We start from the raw sequence: 16,006 nt of genomic DNA on the forward strand, positions 1-16,006 counted from the left end.
TCATGTCCCGCGCGCTGGCGTTGCTCAGATCGTCACATCCGGAGCCCGGTGGCGCGGTCACCATCGCGATGACCCTGCTCGGCATCGGTGTGGGTCATCGCGGCTGGTCGATCCTCGGGATCTTCCTCGCGGTGGGTGCCACCCAGCTCTCGGTCGGCTGGGTCAACGACTGGCTGGACGCGGAACGGGACCGGCGGGCCGGCCGGCGGGACAAACCTGTCGCGGAGGGGGCGGTGTCCCGGCGTACGGTCGGAATCGCCGGACTGATCGCCAGCCTCGCCGTGCCGGTCCTCGGTCTTCCGTTCGGCCTCTGGCCGACCGTGCTGATCACCATTGCCGGCATCTTCGCGCTGCTCTACGACTGGCCGCTGAAGTCGACGCCGCTCTCGATCGTGCCGTACCTGGTGACCTTCGGGCTGTTGCCGGCCTTCGTGGTGGTGTCGCTGCCCGGGCATCCGGCACCGCCGGCCTGGCTGGTCGCGGCGGGCGCGCTGCTGGGCGGCGGGGCGCACTTCGCGAACGTGCTGCCCGACCTCGACGACGACGCGGCGACCGGGGTGCGCGGGCTGCCGCACATGCTCGGCGCCACCGGTTCCTCGATCGCCGCCGCGCTGCTGCTGCTCGCCGCGACGCTCACGCTGGTCTTCGGACCCCCCGGGCGGCCGTCGGCGGCGGCCTGGGCGGCCGCTGCGGCCTCCGTGGTGATCCTGCCGCTCGGGTGGTACGCCGCGCGGCGGTCCCGTGGGCGGCGAGTCGCCATGTTCCGGGCCGTCATCATCGTCGCCCTGATCGACGTGGTGCTCCTCATCACCAGCGGACGCGTGGTGTGAATGGGGAGGTCGCCGCACGAGCCGGATCGCGGACCTCTAGGCTGAGCCTTACGCCTTTGGTGTCACTTCTTGGAGGATCGTGATGCGCTCGCTGGGAACCCGCCGCGTCGCAATGGCCGCGGGTGTCGCCACCGTCGCCGTGATCGGGCTGGCCGGCTGCTCGGCAGGACAGGTCGCCGAGACCGCCATCCTGCAGCCGGCGGTCTCCGGGGTGAACACCACAAGCCCCGACGGTAGCCTGCTGATTCGCAACCTTCAGGTGGTCTACAACAACACCGACGGTTACAAGGCCGGCGACACGGCACCGATCGAGGTGTCGCTGTTCAACCAGACCGAGTCGACGATCACCGTGCTGATCAGCAGCACGCCCCAGCAGGGTGCGGGCGAGAGCGTGGTGAGCGCGCAGCAGATCGGCGTGAGCGGCGGTGCCGCGCCCTCGGCCGCCGCTTCCGAGCCGTCGCCGTCCGCCTCGGAGCCCTCGCCGTCCGAGTCCGCGGCCGCGCCGGAGCTGGCGCCGGCCCGCTTCACCATCGAGCCGCACAGCGCCGAGAGCTTCATGCCGGGCGACCCGCAGGAACTGCGGGCGGTCGGCCTCAGCGGTGACCTCGCCAACGGCTCCGCGCTCGCGTTGACCGTCGAGTCCAGCGCGACCAGCCAGCCGCTGCAGCTGCTCGCCCCGGTCGCGATCCCGCTGTCGCCGGCGCCGCGCGCCTCGGGTGCCGCGGACGAAAGCGAAGAGGGCGGCAACTAACGCGGAAATGTCGTACGGCCCGGCTAACTTGTCGGGGTGACGACGTCCCGCACGGCCGCCAAGGCCGCCCGACCCACCTACATCTGCGACGCCTGCGGGCACCAGCCGCCGAAATGGCTCGGCCGCTGCCCGGAGTGCGGCGAGTGGGGCTCGGTCATCGAGTCCACGGTGTCGACCCCGCTGGGGGCCGGCCGGGTGGTCAGCTCACGCATGCCGGCCGAGCCGGCCCGCCCGATCGCCACGATCAGCGCCGCGCCGGCCAAGGCGGTGCCGACGAACGTCGGCGAGCTCGACCGCGTGCTGGGCGGCGGATTGGTGCCCGGCGCGGTGGTGCTGCTCGCCGGTGAGCCGGGTGTGGGCAAGTCCACACTGCTACTCGACGTGGCCCAGCAGTGGGCGGCCGGTGCCGGCTCACCGTCCCTCGTGGTCAGTGGCGAGGAATCGGTGAGTCAGGTGCGGTTGCGCGCGGAGCGACTGGGCGCGCTGCACGACCGGCTCTATCTGGCGTCGGAAAGCGATCTGGGTGCCGTTCTCGGTCATCTCGACGCGGTCAAGCCGGGCCTGCTCGTGCTCGACTCGGTGCAGACCATCTCGGCGCCGGGCACCGAGGGCGTGCCAGGCGGCGTGACGCAGGTGCGGGCGGTCACCGCGGCGCTGGTCGGCGTGGCGAAGGAGCGGGGCATCGCCACGGTCCTGGTGGGTCACGTGACCAAGGACGGGCAGGTCGCCGGCCCCCGCGTGCTCGAACATCTGGTCGACGTGGTGCTGCACTTCGAGGGCGACAAGCACTCGTCGCTGCGGCTGGTGCGCGGGGTGAAGAACCGGTATGGAGCGGCCGACGAGGTGGGGTGCTTCGAGATGCACGAGGGGGGTATCGCGAGCCTGCCCGACCCGTCCGGGCTGTTCCTGACGCGATATTCGGAGCCCGTGCCGGGCACGTGTGTCACGGTCGCGATGGAGGGGCGGCGCGCTCTGGTCACCGAGGTGCAGGCGCTGATCGGGGCCGAGGTGCAGGGCTCGCCGAGGCGTACGGTGTCCGGGCTCGACAGCGCCCGCCTGGCGATGGTGCTGGCCGTGCTGGAACGCCGCACCAAGCAGCTGAAGCTCTACAACCGCGAGGTCTTCGCGGCCACGGTCGGCGGCATCCGGCTGACCGAGCCGTCCGCCGACCTGGCGATGGCGCTGGCGGTTGCGTCCGGCGGTCTCGATCTCGCGATGGCACCGCATCTGGTGGCGATCGGCGAGGTCGGTCTCACCGGCGAGATCCGGCGGGTCGGCGCGGTGGGCCGGCGGCTCGCGGAGGCGGCGCGGCTCGGGTTCCGGGTGGCGCTGGTGCCACCCGGCTGCGCACCGGACAGTTCGTCGGGCCTGAAGGGGATGCAGGTGACCGAGGTCAGTGACCTGCGCGCGGCGCTGCAGTCGGCGGCGCGGGCTTCGGCACAGAGTAACGCAGAGTGACTTTGCATGACGCTACGGAGCTTTCCTTGAACCGCGGGTCGTTGCCGTGGCTGACAGTTCGTAGAATGCAAAGGTGCCGCTCGACCGCGATGGATCCAAGCCTGCCTCGACCCCGGCGCCGAAACCCGGTGTCAACGGTGCGGCGCGACCGACCACTCCGACGAGCCCCGGCCTTACCGGCGGCGGTCCCGGCCTCACCGGGGGCGGCGTGAGCGGCGATCCGCTGCGCGCCAATCTCGCGCTGATGGCGCCCGGCACCGCCCTGCGCGACGGCCTGGAGCGCATCCTGCGCGGCCGCACGGGCGCGTTGATCGTGCTGGGCTATGACTCGGTGGTCGAGAGCATCTGCACCGGCGGCTTCCCGCTCGATGTCGAGTTCTCCGCCACGCGCCTGCGCGAGCTGTGCAAGATGGACGGTGCGGTCGTGCTCTCCAGCGACGGCACCCGGATCGTGCGCGCGGCGGTGCACCTGATGCCCGACCCGTCCATCCCGTCCGAGGAGTCCGGCACCCGGCACCGCACCGCCGAGCGGGTGGCCAAGCAGTCCGGCTTCCCGGTGATCTCGGTGAGCCAGTCGATGCGCATCATCGGGCTGTATGTGAACGGTCAGCGCCACGTCCTGGACGACTCGGCCGCGATCCTTTCCCGGGCCAATCAGGCGCTGGCCACGCTGGAGCGCTACAAGCTGCGGCTGGACGAGGTGTCCGGCACCCTGTCCGCGCTGGAGATCGAAGATCTGGTGACCGTGCGCGACGCGGTCGCCGTGGTGCAGCGCCTCGAGATGGTGCGCCGGATCGCCGACGAGATCTCCGGGTACGTGGTGGAGCTCGGCACCGACGGCCGCCTGCTGGCCCTGCAGCTCGACGAGCTGATGGCCGGCGTCGACGCGGACCGCACGCTGGTGATCCGCGACTACCTGCCGACCAGCCGCCGGGCGCGCACGCTGGACGAGGGTCTGGTCGAGCTCGACCTGCTCAGCGCCACCGAGATGATCGACCTGGTCGCGGTGGCGAAGGCGATCGGATATCAGGGCGTCTCGGACGCACTGGACGCGGCCGTGTCGCCGCGCGGGTTCCGGTTGCTGGCCAAGGTGCCGCGCCTGCCCACGCCGGTCGTGGACCGTCTGGTCGACCACTTCGGCAGCCTCCAGCGGTTGCTGGGCGCGACCGTGGAGGATCTGCAGGCGGTGGACGGCGTCGGCGATGCGCGGGCCCGAGGCGTACGGGAAGGGCTGTCGCGCCTTGCCGAGGCGTCGATCCTCGAGCGGTACGTCTAGCCGACGCACCACTGAGGACTATTGGATGGTCAGCGCGACCGGGTTGCTGATCAGGGTGCCGAGCCGGGCGTGCAGCTGGTATTGACCGGGCGGCGGCGTCGGGCCGGACGAGTTGCCGGCGCTGCAGTCGCTCGACTGGCGGCCGTTCCACGTGCGGTTGTAGGTGAGCGTTTCGCCCGAGTGGAGCTGGCGTACGTCGCTGCTCTTGTCCGGGTTGCAGGTGTCCGACGACCAGTACTTTCGGGCCCCCATGTCGATGTAGAGCTCCTGGGGGCCGGCGCCGACGTCGCGTGAACACGTACGGGCGCCCTTGTTCTTGATCGTCAGGGTGATCGCGAGGGTGTCGCCGCGGGCGAGCGTGGCCTTCGCGGCCTTCGGCGTGAGCGCGATCTCCGAGTCGGCGCACGTGCTGCCGCTGGGCGCGCCCACGTTGGTGTCCTCGCCGCCGCTGCCGAGCGTGGGCAGCGTCGAACCGGAGTTACCGGTGTCGCTGCCGCTGCCGTCGCCGGGCTGCTGTGACTGGATGTCACCGGGAGCGGGCAGCGAAGGCCCGCCACCGTTGCCCGTGTTGCCGAGGAACGACGGTGTCGGCTCGGGCGACTGCGGCTGCGACGCGGGTGCCGACGGGGCCTGCGACGTCGTCGAGCCGGCGCCCTTGCCCTGCTTCTTGTCGTCACCGCCGCCGGAGCACTGCACGAAGAGCACGATGATGACGAGCACGAGCGCACCTAGTACGACCGCACGACGCCGCCAGTACACGGCGGAGGGAAGGGGACCAACCGTCGTTCGCATGATGGGCTCACGGTAAACCCGCCGGGGTGCGGCAAGCGTCGCGACGCGCCGAGTACGCGACAGAGGCTCGCTTACAGATAGACCTTGCGCTGGTAGATCGCGTGCGCTCCGGCGACCCGATCGAGGAATAGTTTTCCTTCACAGTGGTCGATCTCGTGCTGCAGCGCCCGCGCCTCGAACGCGTCGGTCGTGACGCTGACCGGTTCGCCGCTGCCGGGCAGCATCGCCTGGACCACGACGCGACCGGCCCGCTTGACGTCGCCGGTCAGGTCGGGCACCGACATGCAGCCCTCGCGGCCCGCCTTCCACCTCGACGCCTCGATGATCTTCGCGTTGCAGAGCACGACAGTGCCGTGCGTGGTGACCGTCTTCGGGTGCTGCCGCACGTCGACGGCGAAGACCTGGACACCGACACCGACCTGCGGGGCGGCCAGGCCGACGCAGCCCGGCGAGACACGCATCGTGGCCACGAGATCGGCGGCGAGGCGTACGACCTCGGGGTCGGTCGGATCGACCTCGTCGCCCACCGTGCTGAGGACGCGGGCCGGCGCTGACACGACCTTACGCACCTGGCCCTCGGGGCCCGACCACGCCGGAGTCGTCACAGGATCTCCGAATCGGCGCGGCGCAACGCGACCTCGACACCGAGCTCGGCGGCCGCGACCGCGAGCTGCTCGGCCAGTTCGTCGGCGTTGGCGGGCGGGAGGTCCACCTCGGCGATGAGCAGGTAGAGGTCACCGGTCAGGCGGGTGCTCAGGTCGGTGATGTTGCCGCCCTCGGCCGCCACCACCCGGGTCACCGCCGCGACGATGCCGAGCCGGTCGGCACCGTGGACACTCACCACGTACGGCTCGCCGGCGTCGCGCGCGTCCGCCTCCGGTTCCACGACGCGGACCTCGGTGACCACGTCCTTGAGCGGGGCGAGGGCGGCCGTCGCCTCCTCCGCGGTCGGACCCGTGCAGATCAGGGTCATGGTGAAGTGGCCACGCAGGCGGGTCATCGTCGAGTCGGTGAGGTTGGCGCCCACGGCGGCGAGCGCTTCGGCCACGTCGGCGACGATGCCCGTGCGGTCCGGGCCGATGACGGTGATGGCGAGCTCATGCACCCGCTTACAGTAAACGGGCTATGACTCTCGCTGACGCCGCAATTGCGTGGTACGCCGAAAATGCTCGCGATCTCCCCTGGCGGACGCCGGAAACGAGCGCCTGGGGGGTGCTGGTCAGTGAGGTCATGCTGCAGCAGACCCCGGTCGTACGCGTCGAGCCCGCCTGGCGGTCCTGGATGGCGCGCTGGCCCCGGCCCGCCGACCTGGCCGCCGATCCGCCGTCCGAGGCGATCCGCATGTGGGGCCGCCTCGGGTACCCGCGGCGCGCGATGCGGTTGCACGCCTGCGCGGTGGCGATCGTGGAGCGCCACGACGGCCGGGTGCCGGACGATCTCGACCAGTTGCTGGCGCTGCCCGGCGTGGGCACCTACACCGGGCGGGCGGTGGCGACCTTCGCGTACGGGCAGCGTCACCCGGTGGTGGACACAAACGTGCGCCGGGTGGTGTCGCGGGCCGTGGAGGGCAAGCCGGACGCGGGGCCGAACACGACGGCCGCCGACCTGACCGCGATGGCCGACCTGTTGCCCGCGTCCGCGGAACGCGCGGCCCGGGCCAGCATCGCCTTCATGGAGCTGGGCGCGATCGTCTGCACGGCCCGGTCGCCGCGCTGCGTGGATTGCCCGTTCGAGGCGGTGTGCGCGTGGCGGCTCAGCGGCTCGCCGGCGCTGGACGGGCCGAGCCGCAAGCCGCAGCGGTATGCGGGCACCGACCGCCAGGTGCGCGGGCTGCTGCTGGAGGTGCTGCGGCACGCGACCGGCCCGGTGCCCCGGCAGCGCCTGGACATGGTGTGGAACGACGAGGTGCAGCGGGCGCGGGCGTTGGCCGGGCTGGTCGAGGACGGCCTGGTCGAGCCGCTCGGCGCGGAGGATTTCGTGCTGGCCGGCGATGCGCCTCGCGACCCGGCTCAGCCGCTCTGATCCGCTAGTTGCGGCCGAAGAGCCGCCGCCGTTGCGGGCGGGGTCGAGGGCGGCGGCACCGCAGCTCCCGGTCCGGGTCGACGTGCTCCCACCACATCGCCTGAATCACTCGTCCATTCGCGAAGGTGTGGGTGGGCGACCCGGCCGCCCGGACAAATCCGGCCTTGGTCAGCCAACGCCGGCTCGCCGTGTTGGCGACGTCGCACCCGGCCACCAGACGTTCGATGCCGAAGTGCCGGTGTACCAGACGGGACACCATGGTCAACGTCTCGTGGCCGTAGCCCTGTGCGCGATAGTCGCGATGGACGGCGCCGCCGATCTCGCTGACCCCGTTGGAAGTGTGCACCGTCAGGCCGGCGACCAGATGCCGGGTGCGCGGCTGGTCACGACCCACAGACGATCGGTCTCCGCCACGTGCAGATCGTCCGAGCGGCACAGCAGGGCGGGGCGGCTCGCGGACACGCCCAAACCATAGATCGCCGCAGCCACGGACAGGAAACGGCCCGGCCCCCTTCCGGGGTGCCGGGCCGTTTCGCAGCGACTTACTCCTCGCTGGTAGCAGCACCGAGGTCGGCCGGCACCGCGTCCGGGACCGAGACACCTCGGTCGGCACCGCGGAAGACCAGCTTGGACTTCTCGATGTTCTCCGGGTCGCCCTCGCAGTCCACGACCACGATCTGGCCGGGACGCAGCTCGTTGAACAGGATCTGCTCGGACAGGGCGTCCTCGAGATCGCGCTGGATGGTCCGGCGCAGCGGCCGGGCGCCCAGCACCGGGTCGAAGCCCTTGTTCGCCAGGTACTTCTTCGCGTTGTCGGTCAGCTCGAGACCCATGTCCTTGTTCTTGAGCTGGCTCTCGATACGCGAGGTGAAGATGTCGACGATCGCGAGGATCTCGTTCTGGCGGAGCTGGTGGAAGACGATCGTGTCGTCGATACGGTTGAGGAACTCGGGGCGGAAGTGCTGCTTCAGCTCGTCGTTGACCTTGATCTTCATCCGCTCGTAGCTGCTCTCCTCGGCCTCCGAGGCCTGGAAGCCCAGCGACACCGCCTTGGCCACGTCACGCGTGCCGAGGTTGGTGGTCAGGATGATGACCGTGTTCTTGAAGTCCACGATCCGGCCCTGACCGTCGGTGAGGCGGCCGTCCTCCAGGATCTGCAGCAGCGTGTTGAAGACGTCCGGGTGGGCCTTCTCGATCTCGTCGAACAGGACCACCGAGAACGGCTTGCGGCGCACCTTCTCGGTGAGCTGGCCGCCCTCGTCGTAGCCCACGTAGCCGGGAGGGGCACCGACGAGGCGGGACACCGTGTAACGGTCGTGGAACTCGGACATGTCGAGCTGGATCAGCGCGTCCTCGGAGCCGAACAGGAACTCGGCAAGCGCCTTGGACAGCTCGGTCTTACCGACACCCGAGGGGCCGGCGAAGATGAACGAGCCGGACGGGCGCTTCGGGTCCTTCAGGCCGGCCCGGGTGCGCCGGATCGCCTTCGAGACCGCCTGCACGGCGTCCTCCTGGCCGATGACCCGCTTGTGCAGCTCATCCTCCATGCGGAGCAGCCGGGAGGTCTCCTCCTCGGTGAGCTTGTACACCGGGATGCCGGTCCAGTTGCCCAGGACCTCGGCGATCTGCTCGTCGTCAACCTCGGACACCACGTCCAGGTCGCCGGCCTTCCACTCCTTCTCCCGCTGCGCCTTCTGGCCCAGCAGCTGCTTCTCCTTGTCGCGCAGCTGGGCGGCCCGCTCGAAGTCCTGCGCGTCGATCGCGGACTCCTTGTCGCGCCGCACCTGGGCGATGCGCTCGTCGAAGTCACGCAGGTCTGGCGGCGCGGTCATCCGGCGGATGCGCATCCGGGCGCCGGCCTCGTCGATCAGGTCGATCGCCTTGTCCGGCAGGAAGCGGTCGGAGATGTACCGGTCGGCCAGCGTCGCGGCGGCCACCAGGGCGGCGTCGGTGATGCTGATCCGGTGGTGCGCCTCATACCGGTCGCGGAGACCCTTGAGGATCTCGATGGTGTGCGCCAGCGACGGCTCGCCGACCTGGATGGGCTGGAAGCGGCGCTCGAGCGCGGCGTCCTTCTCCAGGTGCTTGCGGTACTCGTCGAGGGTCGTCGCACCGATGGTCTGCAGCTCACCGCGGGCCAGCATCGGCTTCAAGATCGAAGCGGCGTCGATCGCGCCCTCGGCGGCACCCGCACCCACCAGGGTGTGGATCTCGTCGATGAACAGGATGATGTCGCCGCGGGTGCGGATCTCCTTGAGGACCTTCTTCAGGCGCTCCTCGAAGTCACCGCGGTAGCGGGAACCGGCGACCAGCGCTCCGAGGTCGAGCGTGTAGAGCTGCTTGTCCTTCAGCGTCTCGGGCACCTCGCCCTTGACGATGGACTGGGACAGCCCCTCGACGACCGCGGTCTTGCCGACGCCCGGCTCACCGATCAGAACCGGATTGTTCTTGGTGCGGCGGGACAAGACCTGCATGACCCGCTCGATTTCCTTCTCGCGCCCGATGACCGGGTCGAGCTTGCCCTCTCTGGCGGCCTGCGTCAGGTTGCGGCCGAACTGGTCGAGGACCAATGACGTCGACGGAGCCGCTTCCCCGGTGGCCGCGCCGGCCGCGGCCGGCTCCTTGCCCTGGTAACCGGAGAGCAGCTGGATGACCTGCTGGCGGACCCGGTTGAGGTCGGCGCCGAGCTTGACCAGCACCTGGGCGGCGACGCCCTCACCCTCACGGATCAGGCCGAGCAGGATGTGCTCGGTACCGATGTAGTTGTGGCCGAGCTGAAGGGCCTCGCGGAGCGAGAGCTCCAGCACCTTCTTGGCACGCGGCGTGAACGGGATGTGCCCGCTCGGCGCCTGCTGGCCCTGACCGATGATCTCCTCAACCTGCTGCCGCACTCCCTCCAGGGAGATGCCGAGGCTCTCCAGAGCCTTGGCGGCGACGCCCTCACCCTCGTGGATCAGGCCCAGCAGGATGTGCTCGGTCCCGATGTAGTTGTGGTTGAGCATCCGGGCCTCTTCTTGGGCCAGGACGACAACCCGTCGCGCTCGGTCGGTGAACCGCTCGAACATGCCCTCGTGCTCCTCACGTGCCGTGCGCCAATCGACTGGCGGGGCCAGCGCACGGGAATCGGTGATACCCGTGCTGTAACTCTATCGCCGCCGGGTGGCTCCGCTGGGGGCTCGTGGTCCCCGGAAACCGTCCGCAACGTTGATTAAGCCAACTTCGCACGCTCAACGGCTGTTCCCCCACCCGAAGGAGTACGCGGACAGCGAAATCGCCGAGCCGGACCATCTGAGCGCGGTCCACAGGCTGTGGACAACCTTGTCCACATCTGTGGATAACTCTACTGACCCGGACCGAAGATCAGGCGAAAAGCACGGGGGTCCGCTGCCTCTCGGCAACGAACCCCCTGCTCAGCGTTACGGTGCGCCCGGCGCGCGCCCGGGACTCAGCTGCGGCCCGGACCCTTCGCGTGGAACTCGTCCACGATCTCCTGCGGGATACGGCCCCGGTCGGAGATGTCCTTGCCGGCCTTCTTCGCCCACTCCCGGATCGCCTTGTTCTGCTCCCGGTCGGCCGTCGCGCCGCCGCGACCGCGGGCGGCCCGGCCGCCGACCACGACGCCGCCACGGGCGACCCGCGACCCCGCCTCGACATACTGGCCGAAGAGGTCCCGCAATTTGGCGGCGTTCTTCTCCGACAGGTCGATCTCGTACTGAATGCCGTCGAGCGCGAACTTCACCGTCTCGTCCGCGTCACCCCCGTCGATGTCATCGACGAGCTTGTGAATGATCTGCTTGGCCACGCGCCGCTATCCTCCCGAACACAGGTTTTCCCCAGAGCAACGCACAGACAATAACGCCAGAGCCGCGTCGTCCGTCAATGGCGGGGGGATAACGTTACTCAGGGCGTACCAACGGGAAGAGGATCGTTTCCCGAATGCCGAGGCCGGTGAGCGCCATCAACAGCCGGTCGATTCCCATTCCCATCCCGCCGGACGGTGGCATTCCGTACTCCATGGCGCGCAGGAAATCCTCGTCGAGCTGCATCGCCTCGGGATCCCCGCCGGCCGCCAGCAACGACTGCGCGACCAGCCGTTCCCGCTGCACCACCGGATCGACCAACTCGGAATAAGCGGTTGCGAGTTCGATGCCCATGACGTACAGGTCCCACTTCTCGGTGAGGCCCGGAGTTTCCCGATGCGCCCGGGTCAGCGGCGCGGTCTCTTCGGGATAATCCCGCACAAAAGTGGGCGTCTGCAAGGTGTGCTGGACCAGGTGCTCGAACAGCTCCTCGGCCAGCTTCCCGGGACCCCACTTCGGGTCCACGGAAAGGTCGTGCTTTTCCGCGTACCGCGCCAACTGAGTGCGATCGGTGTCCACCGTGACTTCTTCGCCGAGAGCGGCCGAGAGGGAACCGAACAGCGTGACCGACGGCCACTCACCGGAGAGATCCAACTCGGTACCGTCGTAGTGCGTCACGATGTGTGATCCGGCGACGGCGAACGCGGCCTCCTGAATCCACTCACGCACCTGTTGCTGCATCACGTTGTAGTCGGCGTATGCCTGGTACGCCTCGAGCATCGCAAACTCCGGGGAGTGCGTCGAGTCGATACCCTCATTACGGAAGTTTCGGTTGATCTCGAAGACGCGGTCGATCCCGCCGACCACGGCTCGCTTCAAAAACAGTTCCGGCGCGATCCGCAGATAAAGATCCGTGTCGAGTGCGTTGCTGTGCGTCACAAACGGACGGGCCGCCGCGCCACCGTGCAGCAACTGAAGCATTGGTGTTTCCACCTCGAGGAAATTGCGGTGGAACAGCGACTCGCGAAGTGCGCGCACCACCGTTGCCCGGGTACGCACCGTGTCCCGGGCCTGCGGCCGGACGATCAGATCGACGTATCGCTGACGGACCCGGGTCTCCTCGGAAAGCGGCTTGTGCGCGACCGGCAGCGGGCGCAGCGCCTTGGCACTCATCGACCAGGAATCGGCGAGCACCGACAATTCACCCCGCTTGCTGGTGATCACCTCGCCGCTCACCGAGACGATGTCGCCCAGGTCAACCAGGTGCTTCCAGTCACTCAGGGCCTGCTCGCCGACCTTGTCCAGGGACAACATGGCCTGCAGCTCGGTGCCGTCGCCGTCGCGCAGCGTGGCGAAGGCCAGCTTTCCACCGTTTCGAATGAAGATCACCCGGCCGCCGGTGGACACCGTGTCGCCCGACGGAGTGTCGGTCGGCAGCGACGCGTACTTCTCCCGGATCTCCTTGAGCGACGCGCTCCGCGCAACGGTCACCGGGTAGGGCTCGCGGCCCTCGGCAAGCAGGCGATCCCGCTTCGACCGGCGGACCCGCATCTGCTCGGGAAGGTCCTCGGCGGGATCGGGTGCGGGCACATTCTGCTCGGTCACGTCACGACTCTCTGTGATTCGGGTCAACGGCTGTGGCAAAGCGTACTAAGGGGGAGTCAGACGTTCCGCTCATATACCATCCGCAGGCCGATCAGCGTGATCATCGGCTCGTGCGCGGTGATCGTGTGGCATTCGTCGACCACCAGACCGGCCAGTCCACCCGTGGCGATGACCGCCGAGACCGGCCCGATCTCCTCGATCATCCGCTCCACGATGCGGTCCACCTGGCCGGCGAAACCGAAATACATGCCGGACTGCAGGCACTCCACGGTGTTCTTGCCGATCACCGAGCGTGGCTTCGTCGGCTCCACCTTGCGCAACTGGGCGGCCCGGGCGGCGAGCGCGTCGAACGAGATCTCGATGCCCGGTGCGAACGCGCCGCCGAGGAACTCGCCCTTGGCGCTGATCACGTCGAAGTTCGTCGTCGTGCCGAAGTCCACCACGATCGACGGCCCGCCGTAGAGGGCGTGCGCCGCGAGCGTGTTGACGACCCGGTCGGAGCCCACCTCCTTGGGGTTGTCGATGGCCAGCTGGACACCGGTCTTCACGCCCGGTTCGACGATCACGTGCGGCAGGTCGCTGTAGTAGCGGGCCAGCATCGACCGCAGGCTGCGCAGGGCGGCCGGCACGGTCGAGCAGGCGGCCACCCCGGTGATCTCCACGTTGTCACCGGCGAGCAGCCCGCGGAACATCAGACCGAGCTCGTCGGCGGTCGCCCGCGAGTCCGTCTTGATCCGCCAGTTGTGCACCAGCTTGTCCCCGTCGAAGGTCGCCAGCACCGTGTTCGTGTTCCCGATATCAATACAAAGCAGCACGGCAGCAACCCCTCATCTCGTACGCGCGTACCCCTCAATCGTTACAGGTGCGCCACGGTCAGTGCGGACGGAGATCCATCGCGATGTCGAGGATCGGGGACGAATGGGTCAGCCCGCCGACGGAGAGGTAGTCGACGCCGGTCGCCGCGTACTCGGCCACCGTCTCCAGGGTGAGGTTGCCGGTCGCCTCCAGCTCGGTCCGGTCGCCGACCGCCTCGACGACCTCGCGCAGCGCGGCGGGCCGCATGTTGTCGCAGAGCAGGAAGGTCGCCCCGGCCGCCACCGCCTCTCGCGCCTCGTCCAGCGTGGTGATCTCGACCTGGACGGGCACGTCCGGGAACTTGGCTCGGACCAGCGCATATGCCGCGGTGATGCTGCCCGCGGCGAGCTTGTGATTGTCCTTGATCATCGCGACGTCGTACAGGCCCATGCGCTTGTTGGTGCCGCCGCCGGCCCGGACCGCGTACTTCTCCAGGGCGCGTAGCCCCGGGGTGGTCTTGCGGGTGTCGAGCACTGTCGCTTTTGTCCCCTCAAGGGCGTCGGCCCACCGGCGCGTGTGGGTGGCCACCCCGGACATCCGGCAGAGCAGGTTCAGCGCGGTCCGCTCGGCCGTCAGCAGCGACCGGGTGGGCCCGGTCACGACCGCGAGGACGTCGCCGCGACGGACCCGGTCACCCTCGGCCACCCGCTGGTCGAAGGTGGTGGTGCCGCCGGAGGTGACCGCGAACACCTGGGCGGCCACCGGTAGACCGGCGACCACGCCGTCGGCGCGCGCCACGAGCTCGGCGGTGTCCGTCTGCCCGCCCGGGATGGTGGCTTCGCTGGTGACGTCGCGCGGCGGGTCACCGAGGTCCTCGGCGAGAGCGGTGTAGACGACCCGCTCGACCTCGGCGAGATCTAATCCGGAGTCGGTCACGGCCGCACCTCGCGGGCCGTGCCGAGGTGCCGCTCGGTCATGCCATCTCCTCGAAGTTCTGGGTGATCGCGCCGCGCGCGTCGATGCTGTTGAGCAGGTGGCCGCGCCACTCGTCCTCGGCGACCGGGTAGTCCTCGCGCCAGTGACAGCCGCGGGTCTCGCGCCGGGTGCGTGCCGAGGCGACCAGGGCGCTCGCCACGGTGAGCAGGTTGGTCGCCTCCCAGGCCGCGTTGCGCGGCGTGGCCCGCTGCTCGCCCAGCCGGGTCAGCTCCTTGGCGGTGGCCGCCAGCGAATCGGCCGAGCGCAGCACGCCGGCCCCCCGGGTCATGGAGCGCTGCAGGTCGGCGCGGATCTCGGCGGGCACCACCCAGCCGCGGTCGCCGGCCGGGGCGACCGGGTCGGCCTGCGGGGGCAGCTCGCGGGCGATGTCGTCGGCGATCCGTTTCGCGAAGACCAACCCCTCCAGCAGGGAGTTGCTGGCCAGCCGGTTGGCGCCGTGCACTCCGGTGCAGGCGACCTCGCCACACGCGTACAGGCCGGGAATGCTCGTGCGACCGGCCAGGTCGGTGCGGACGCCGCCGGAGGCGTAATGCGCCGCGGGCGCGACCGGGATCAGATCGGTGACCGGGTCGACGCCGGCCGCGCGGGTGGACGCCACGATGGTCGGGAACCGGTGTTCGAGAAACTCGCCGCCCAGGTGCCGGGCGTCGAGGTAGACGTGGTCGGCGCCGGTCGCGCGCAGCACCCGGTGGATGCCCTTGGCCACCACGTCGCGCGGGGCCAGCTCGGCGAGCTCGTGCTGGCCGACCATGAACCGCTTGCCGGACTCGTCGACCAGGTGGGCGCCCTCGCCGCGGAGCGCCTCGGAGATCAGCGGCCGCTGCACCGAGGTGACGCTCGCGGTGACGAACGAGGTCGGGTGGAACTGGACGAACTCCACGTCGGTCACGGTGGCGCCGGCCCGCAGCGCGAGCGCCACGCCGTCGCCGGTGGAGACCGACGGGTTGGTGGTGGACGAGTAGATCTGGCCCATGCCGCCGGTGGCGAGCACCACCGCGCGGGCCAGGATCGCCCCGACGCCGTCCTCCGAGCCCTCGCCGAGCACGTGCAGGGTGAGACCGCAGGCGCGGCCGTCAGCGGCGCGCAGCAGGTCGAGCACGAGCGCGTGCTCGACCAGCCGGATCCACGGGTCGCGGTGGACCGCGTCGTGCAGGGCGCGCTGCACCTCGGCGCCGGTCGCGTCGCCGCCGGCGTGCACGATCCGGTCGGCGCGGTGGCCGCCCTCGCGGGTCAGCATCAGCGAGCCGTCCGGGTTGCGGTCGAACGCGGCGCCCATCCGCATCAGCTCGCGCACGCGGGCCGGGCCCTCCTCGACCAGCACCCGCACCGCCGCCGGGTCGCACAGGCCGACACCGGCGATCTCGGTGTCGTTGGCGTGCGCCGCCGGGGTGTCCAGCGGGTCGAGCACCGCGGCGATGCCGCCCTGGGCCCACCGGGTCGAGCCGTCGTCGATGTTCACCTTGGTGACGACGGTGACGTGCAGGCCCTGCTCGCGCAGGTGCAGGGCGGCGGTCAGACCGGCGACACCGGAGCCGACGACGAGCACGTCGGTGGTCTCGCTCCAGCCCGGTGCGGCCGCGGCGAGCCGGCGGGGCAGCTCGGGTAGGTCGGCGACGGAAGGCATCCGTTCAGTAGACATCGCCGGGCGTGCCGACGCGTCGCGGGGGTGCCCTCAGTGGTC

Annotated in this window: 15 protein-coding genes; 5 read left to right on the forward strand and 10 right to left on the reverse strand. The window is 70.0% G+C overall.

The genetic code is table 11. From position 1 onward, the window contains the following. The first annotated feature begins 2 nt into the window (after nt 1-2). From HH310_RS13160 to disA, 4 genes are all read left to right on the forward strand, one after another. Nucleotides 3-830, forward strand: coding sequence for a UbiA family prenyltransferase (locus tag HH310_RS13160; protein WP_211192069.1), 828 nt, complete (start codon nt 3-5; stop codon nt 828-830). A gap of 82 nt (nt 831-912) precedes the next feature. Further along, nucleotides 913-1,581, forward strand: coding sequence for a hypothetical protein (locus HH310_RS13165; RefSeq protein ID WP_169175796.1), 669 nt, complete (start codon nt 913-915; stop codon nt 1,579-1,581). Nucleotides 1,582-1,617: 36 nt separating this feature from the next. Then, nucleotides 1,618-3,039 (forward strand): DNA repair protein RadA, encoded by a 1,422-nt coding sequence (gene radA / locus HH310_RS13170; RefSeq protein ID WP_169175797.1) that lies wholly within the window; start codon nt 1,618-1,620, stop codon nt 3,037-3,039. Nucleotides 3,040-3,112: 73 nt separating this feature from the next. After that, nucleotides 3,113-4,315 (forward strand): DNA integrity scanning diadenylate cyclase DisA, encoded by a 1,203-nt coding sequence (disA, locus tag HH310_RS13175; protein WP_169175798.1) that lies wholly within the window; start codon nt 3,113-3,115, stop codon nt 4,313-4,315. Between the two features lie 18 nt (nt 4,316-4,333). Here disA and HH310_RS13180 read toward each other — a convergent pair whose 3' ends face one another. From HH310_RS13180 to HH310_RS13190, 3 genes are all read right to left on the reverse strand, one after another. Beyond that, complete coding sequence (locus HH310_RS13180) at nt 4,334-5,035, reverse strand: adhesin (protein WP_312034027.1); 702 nt, start codon at nt 5,033-5,035, stop codon at nt 4,334-4,336. Nucleotides 5,036-5,178: 143 nt separating this feature from the next. Beyond that, on the reverse strand, nt 5,179-5,712 hold the full coding sequence (def, locus tag HH310_RS13185; RefSeq protein ID WP_169175800.1) for a peptide deformylase: 534 nt from the start codon (nt 5,710-5,712) through the stop codon (nt 5,179-5,181). Continuing rightward, the gene (locus tag HH310_RS13190; RefSeq protein ID WP_169175801.1) at nt 5,709-6,212 is read right to left on the reverse strand and encodes an ACT domain-containing protein; all 504 of its coding nucleotides are present in this window, start codon (nt 6,210-6,212) and stop codon (nt 5,709-5,711) included. The genes def and HH310_RS13190 overlap by 4 nt, the downstream gene beginning before the upstream one ends. 20 nt (nt 6,213-6,232) lie before the next feature. Here HH310_RS13190 and HH310_RS13195 point away from each other — a divergent pair, with 20 nt between their 5' ends. Continuing rightward, entirely contained in the window at nt 6,233-7,129 is an 897-nt protein-coding gene (locus HH310_RS13195; RefSeq protein WP_169175802.1) for an A/G-specific adenine glycosylase, read from the forward strand. 4 nt (nt 7,130-7,133) lie between these two features. On the opposite strand, the gene HH310_RS13200 is transcribed toward HH310_RS13195, so the two are convergent. The 7 genes from HH310_RS13200 to HH310_RS13230 form a co-directional block, all read right to left on the reverse strand. After that, on the reverse strand, nt 7,134-7,523 hold the full coding sequence (locus tag HH310_RS13200; protein WP_169175803.1) for a GNAT family N-acetyltransferase: 390 nt from the start codon (nt 7,521-7,523) through the stop codon (nt 7,134-7,136). A gap of 148 nt (nt 7,524-7,671) precedes the next feature. Beyond that, nucleotides 7,672-10,194, reverse strand: coding sequence for an ATP-dependent Clp protease ATP-binding subunit (locus tag HH310_RS13205; RefSeq protein WP_169175804.1), 2,523 nt, complete (start codon nt 10,192-10,194; stop codon nt 7,672-7,674). 380 nt (nt 10,195-10,574) lie between these two features. Continuing rightward, nucleotides 10,575-10,931 (reverse strand): Lsr2 family protein, encoded by a 357-nt coding sequence (locus HH310_RS13210; RefSeq protein ID WP_169175805.1) that lies wholly within the window; start codon nt 10,929-10,931, stop codon nt 10,575-10,577. 94 nt (nt 10,932-11,025) lie between these two features. After that, nucleotides 11,026-12,534 (reverse strand): lysine--tRNA ligase, encoded by a 1,509-nt coding sequence (lysS, locus tag HH310_RS13215; protein WP_169175806.1) that lies wholly within the window; start codon nt 12,532-12,534, stop codon nt 11,026-11,028. A gap of 56 nt (nt 12,535-12,590) precedes the next feature. After that, the gene (locus HH310_RS13220; RefSeq protein WP_169175807.1) at nt 12,591-13,349 is read right to left on the reverse strand and encodes a type III pantothenate kinase; all 759 of its coding nucleotides are present in this window, start codon (nt 13,347-13,349) and stop codon (nt 12,591-12,593) included. Between the two features lie 58 nt (nt 13,350-13,407). Further along, on the reverse strand, nt 13,408-14,265 hold the full coding sequence (gene nadC, locus HH310_RS13225; protein WP_169175808.1) for a carboxylating nicotinate-nucleotide diphosphorylase: 858 nt from the start codon (nt 14,263-14,265) through the stop codon (nt 13,408-13,410). A 37-nt stretch (nt 14,266-14,302) separates the two neighbouring features. Then, nucleotides 14,303-15,949 carry an L-aspartate oxidase gene (locus HH310_RS13230; RefSeq protein WP_169175809.1) on the reverse strand — a complete coding sequence of 549 codons (1,647 nt, stop codon included), beginning with the start codon at nt 15,947-15,949 and terminating at the stop codon, nt 14,303-14,305. Nucleotides 15,950-16,006: the final 57 nt, after the last annotated feature.

This window comes from Actinoplanes sp. TBRC 11911 (genome assembly GCF_012933445.1).
In the GTDB taxonomy this organism is placed as follows: Bacteria; Actinomycetota; Actinomycetes; order Mycobacteriales; family Micromonosporaceae; genus Actinoplanes.

Bases quoted from the DNA above. Each gene is read 5' to 3' on its own strand.
- HH310_RS13165 (WP_169175796.1), top strand. From the start codon at position 913: ATGCGCTCGCTGGGAACCCGCCGCGTCGCAATGGCCGCGGGTGTCGCC.
- HH310_RS13230 (WP_169175809.1), bottom strand. From the start codon at position 15,949: ATGCCTTCCGTCGCCGACCTACCCGAGCTGCCCCGCCGGCTCGCCGCG.
- HH310_RS13160 (WP_211192069.1), top strand. From the start codon at position 3: ATGTCCCGCGCGCTGGCGTTGCTCAGATCGTCACATCCGGAGCCCGGT.
- HH310_RS13195 (WP_169175802.1), top strand. From the start codon at position 6,233: ATGACTCTCGCTGACGCCGCAATTGCGTGGTACGCCGAAAATGCTCGC.
- HH310_RS13205 (WP_169175804.1), bottom strand. From the start codon at position 10,194: ATGTTCGAGCGGTTCACCGACCGAGCGCGACGGGTTGTCGTCCTGGCC.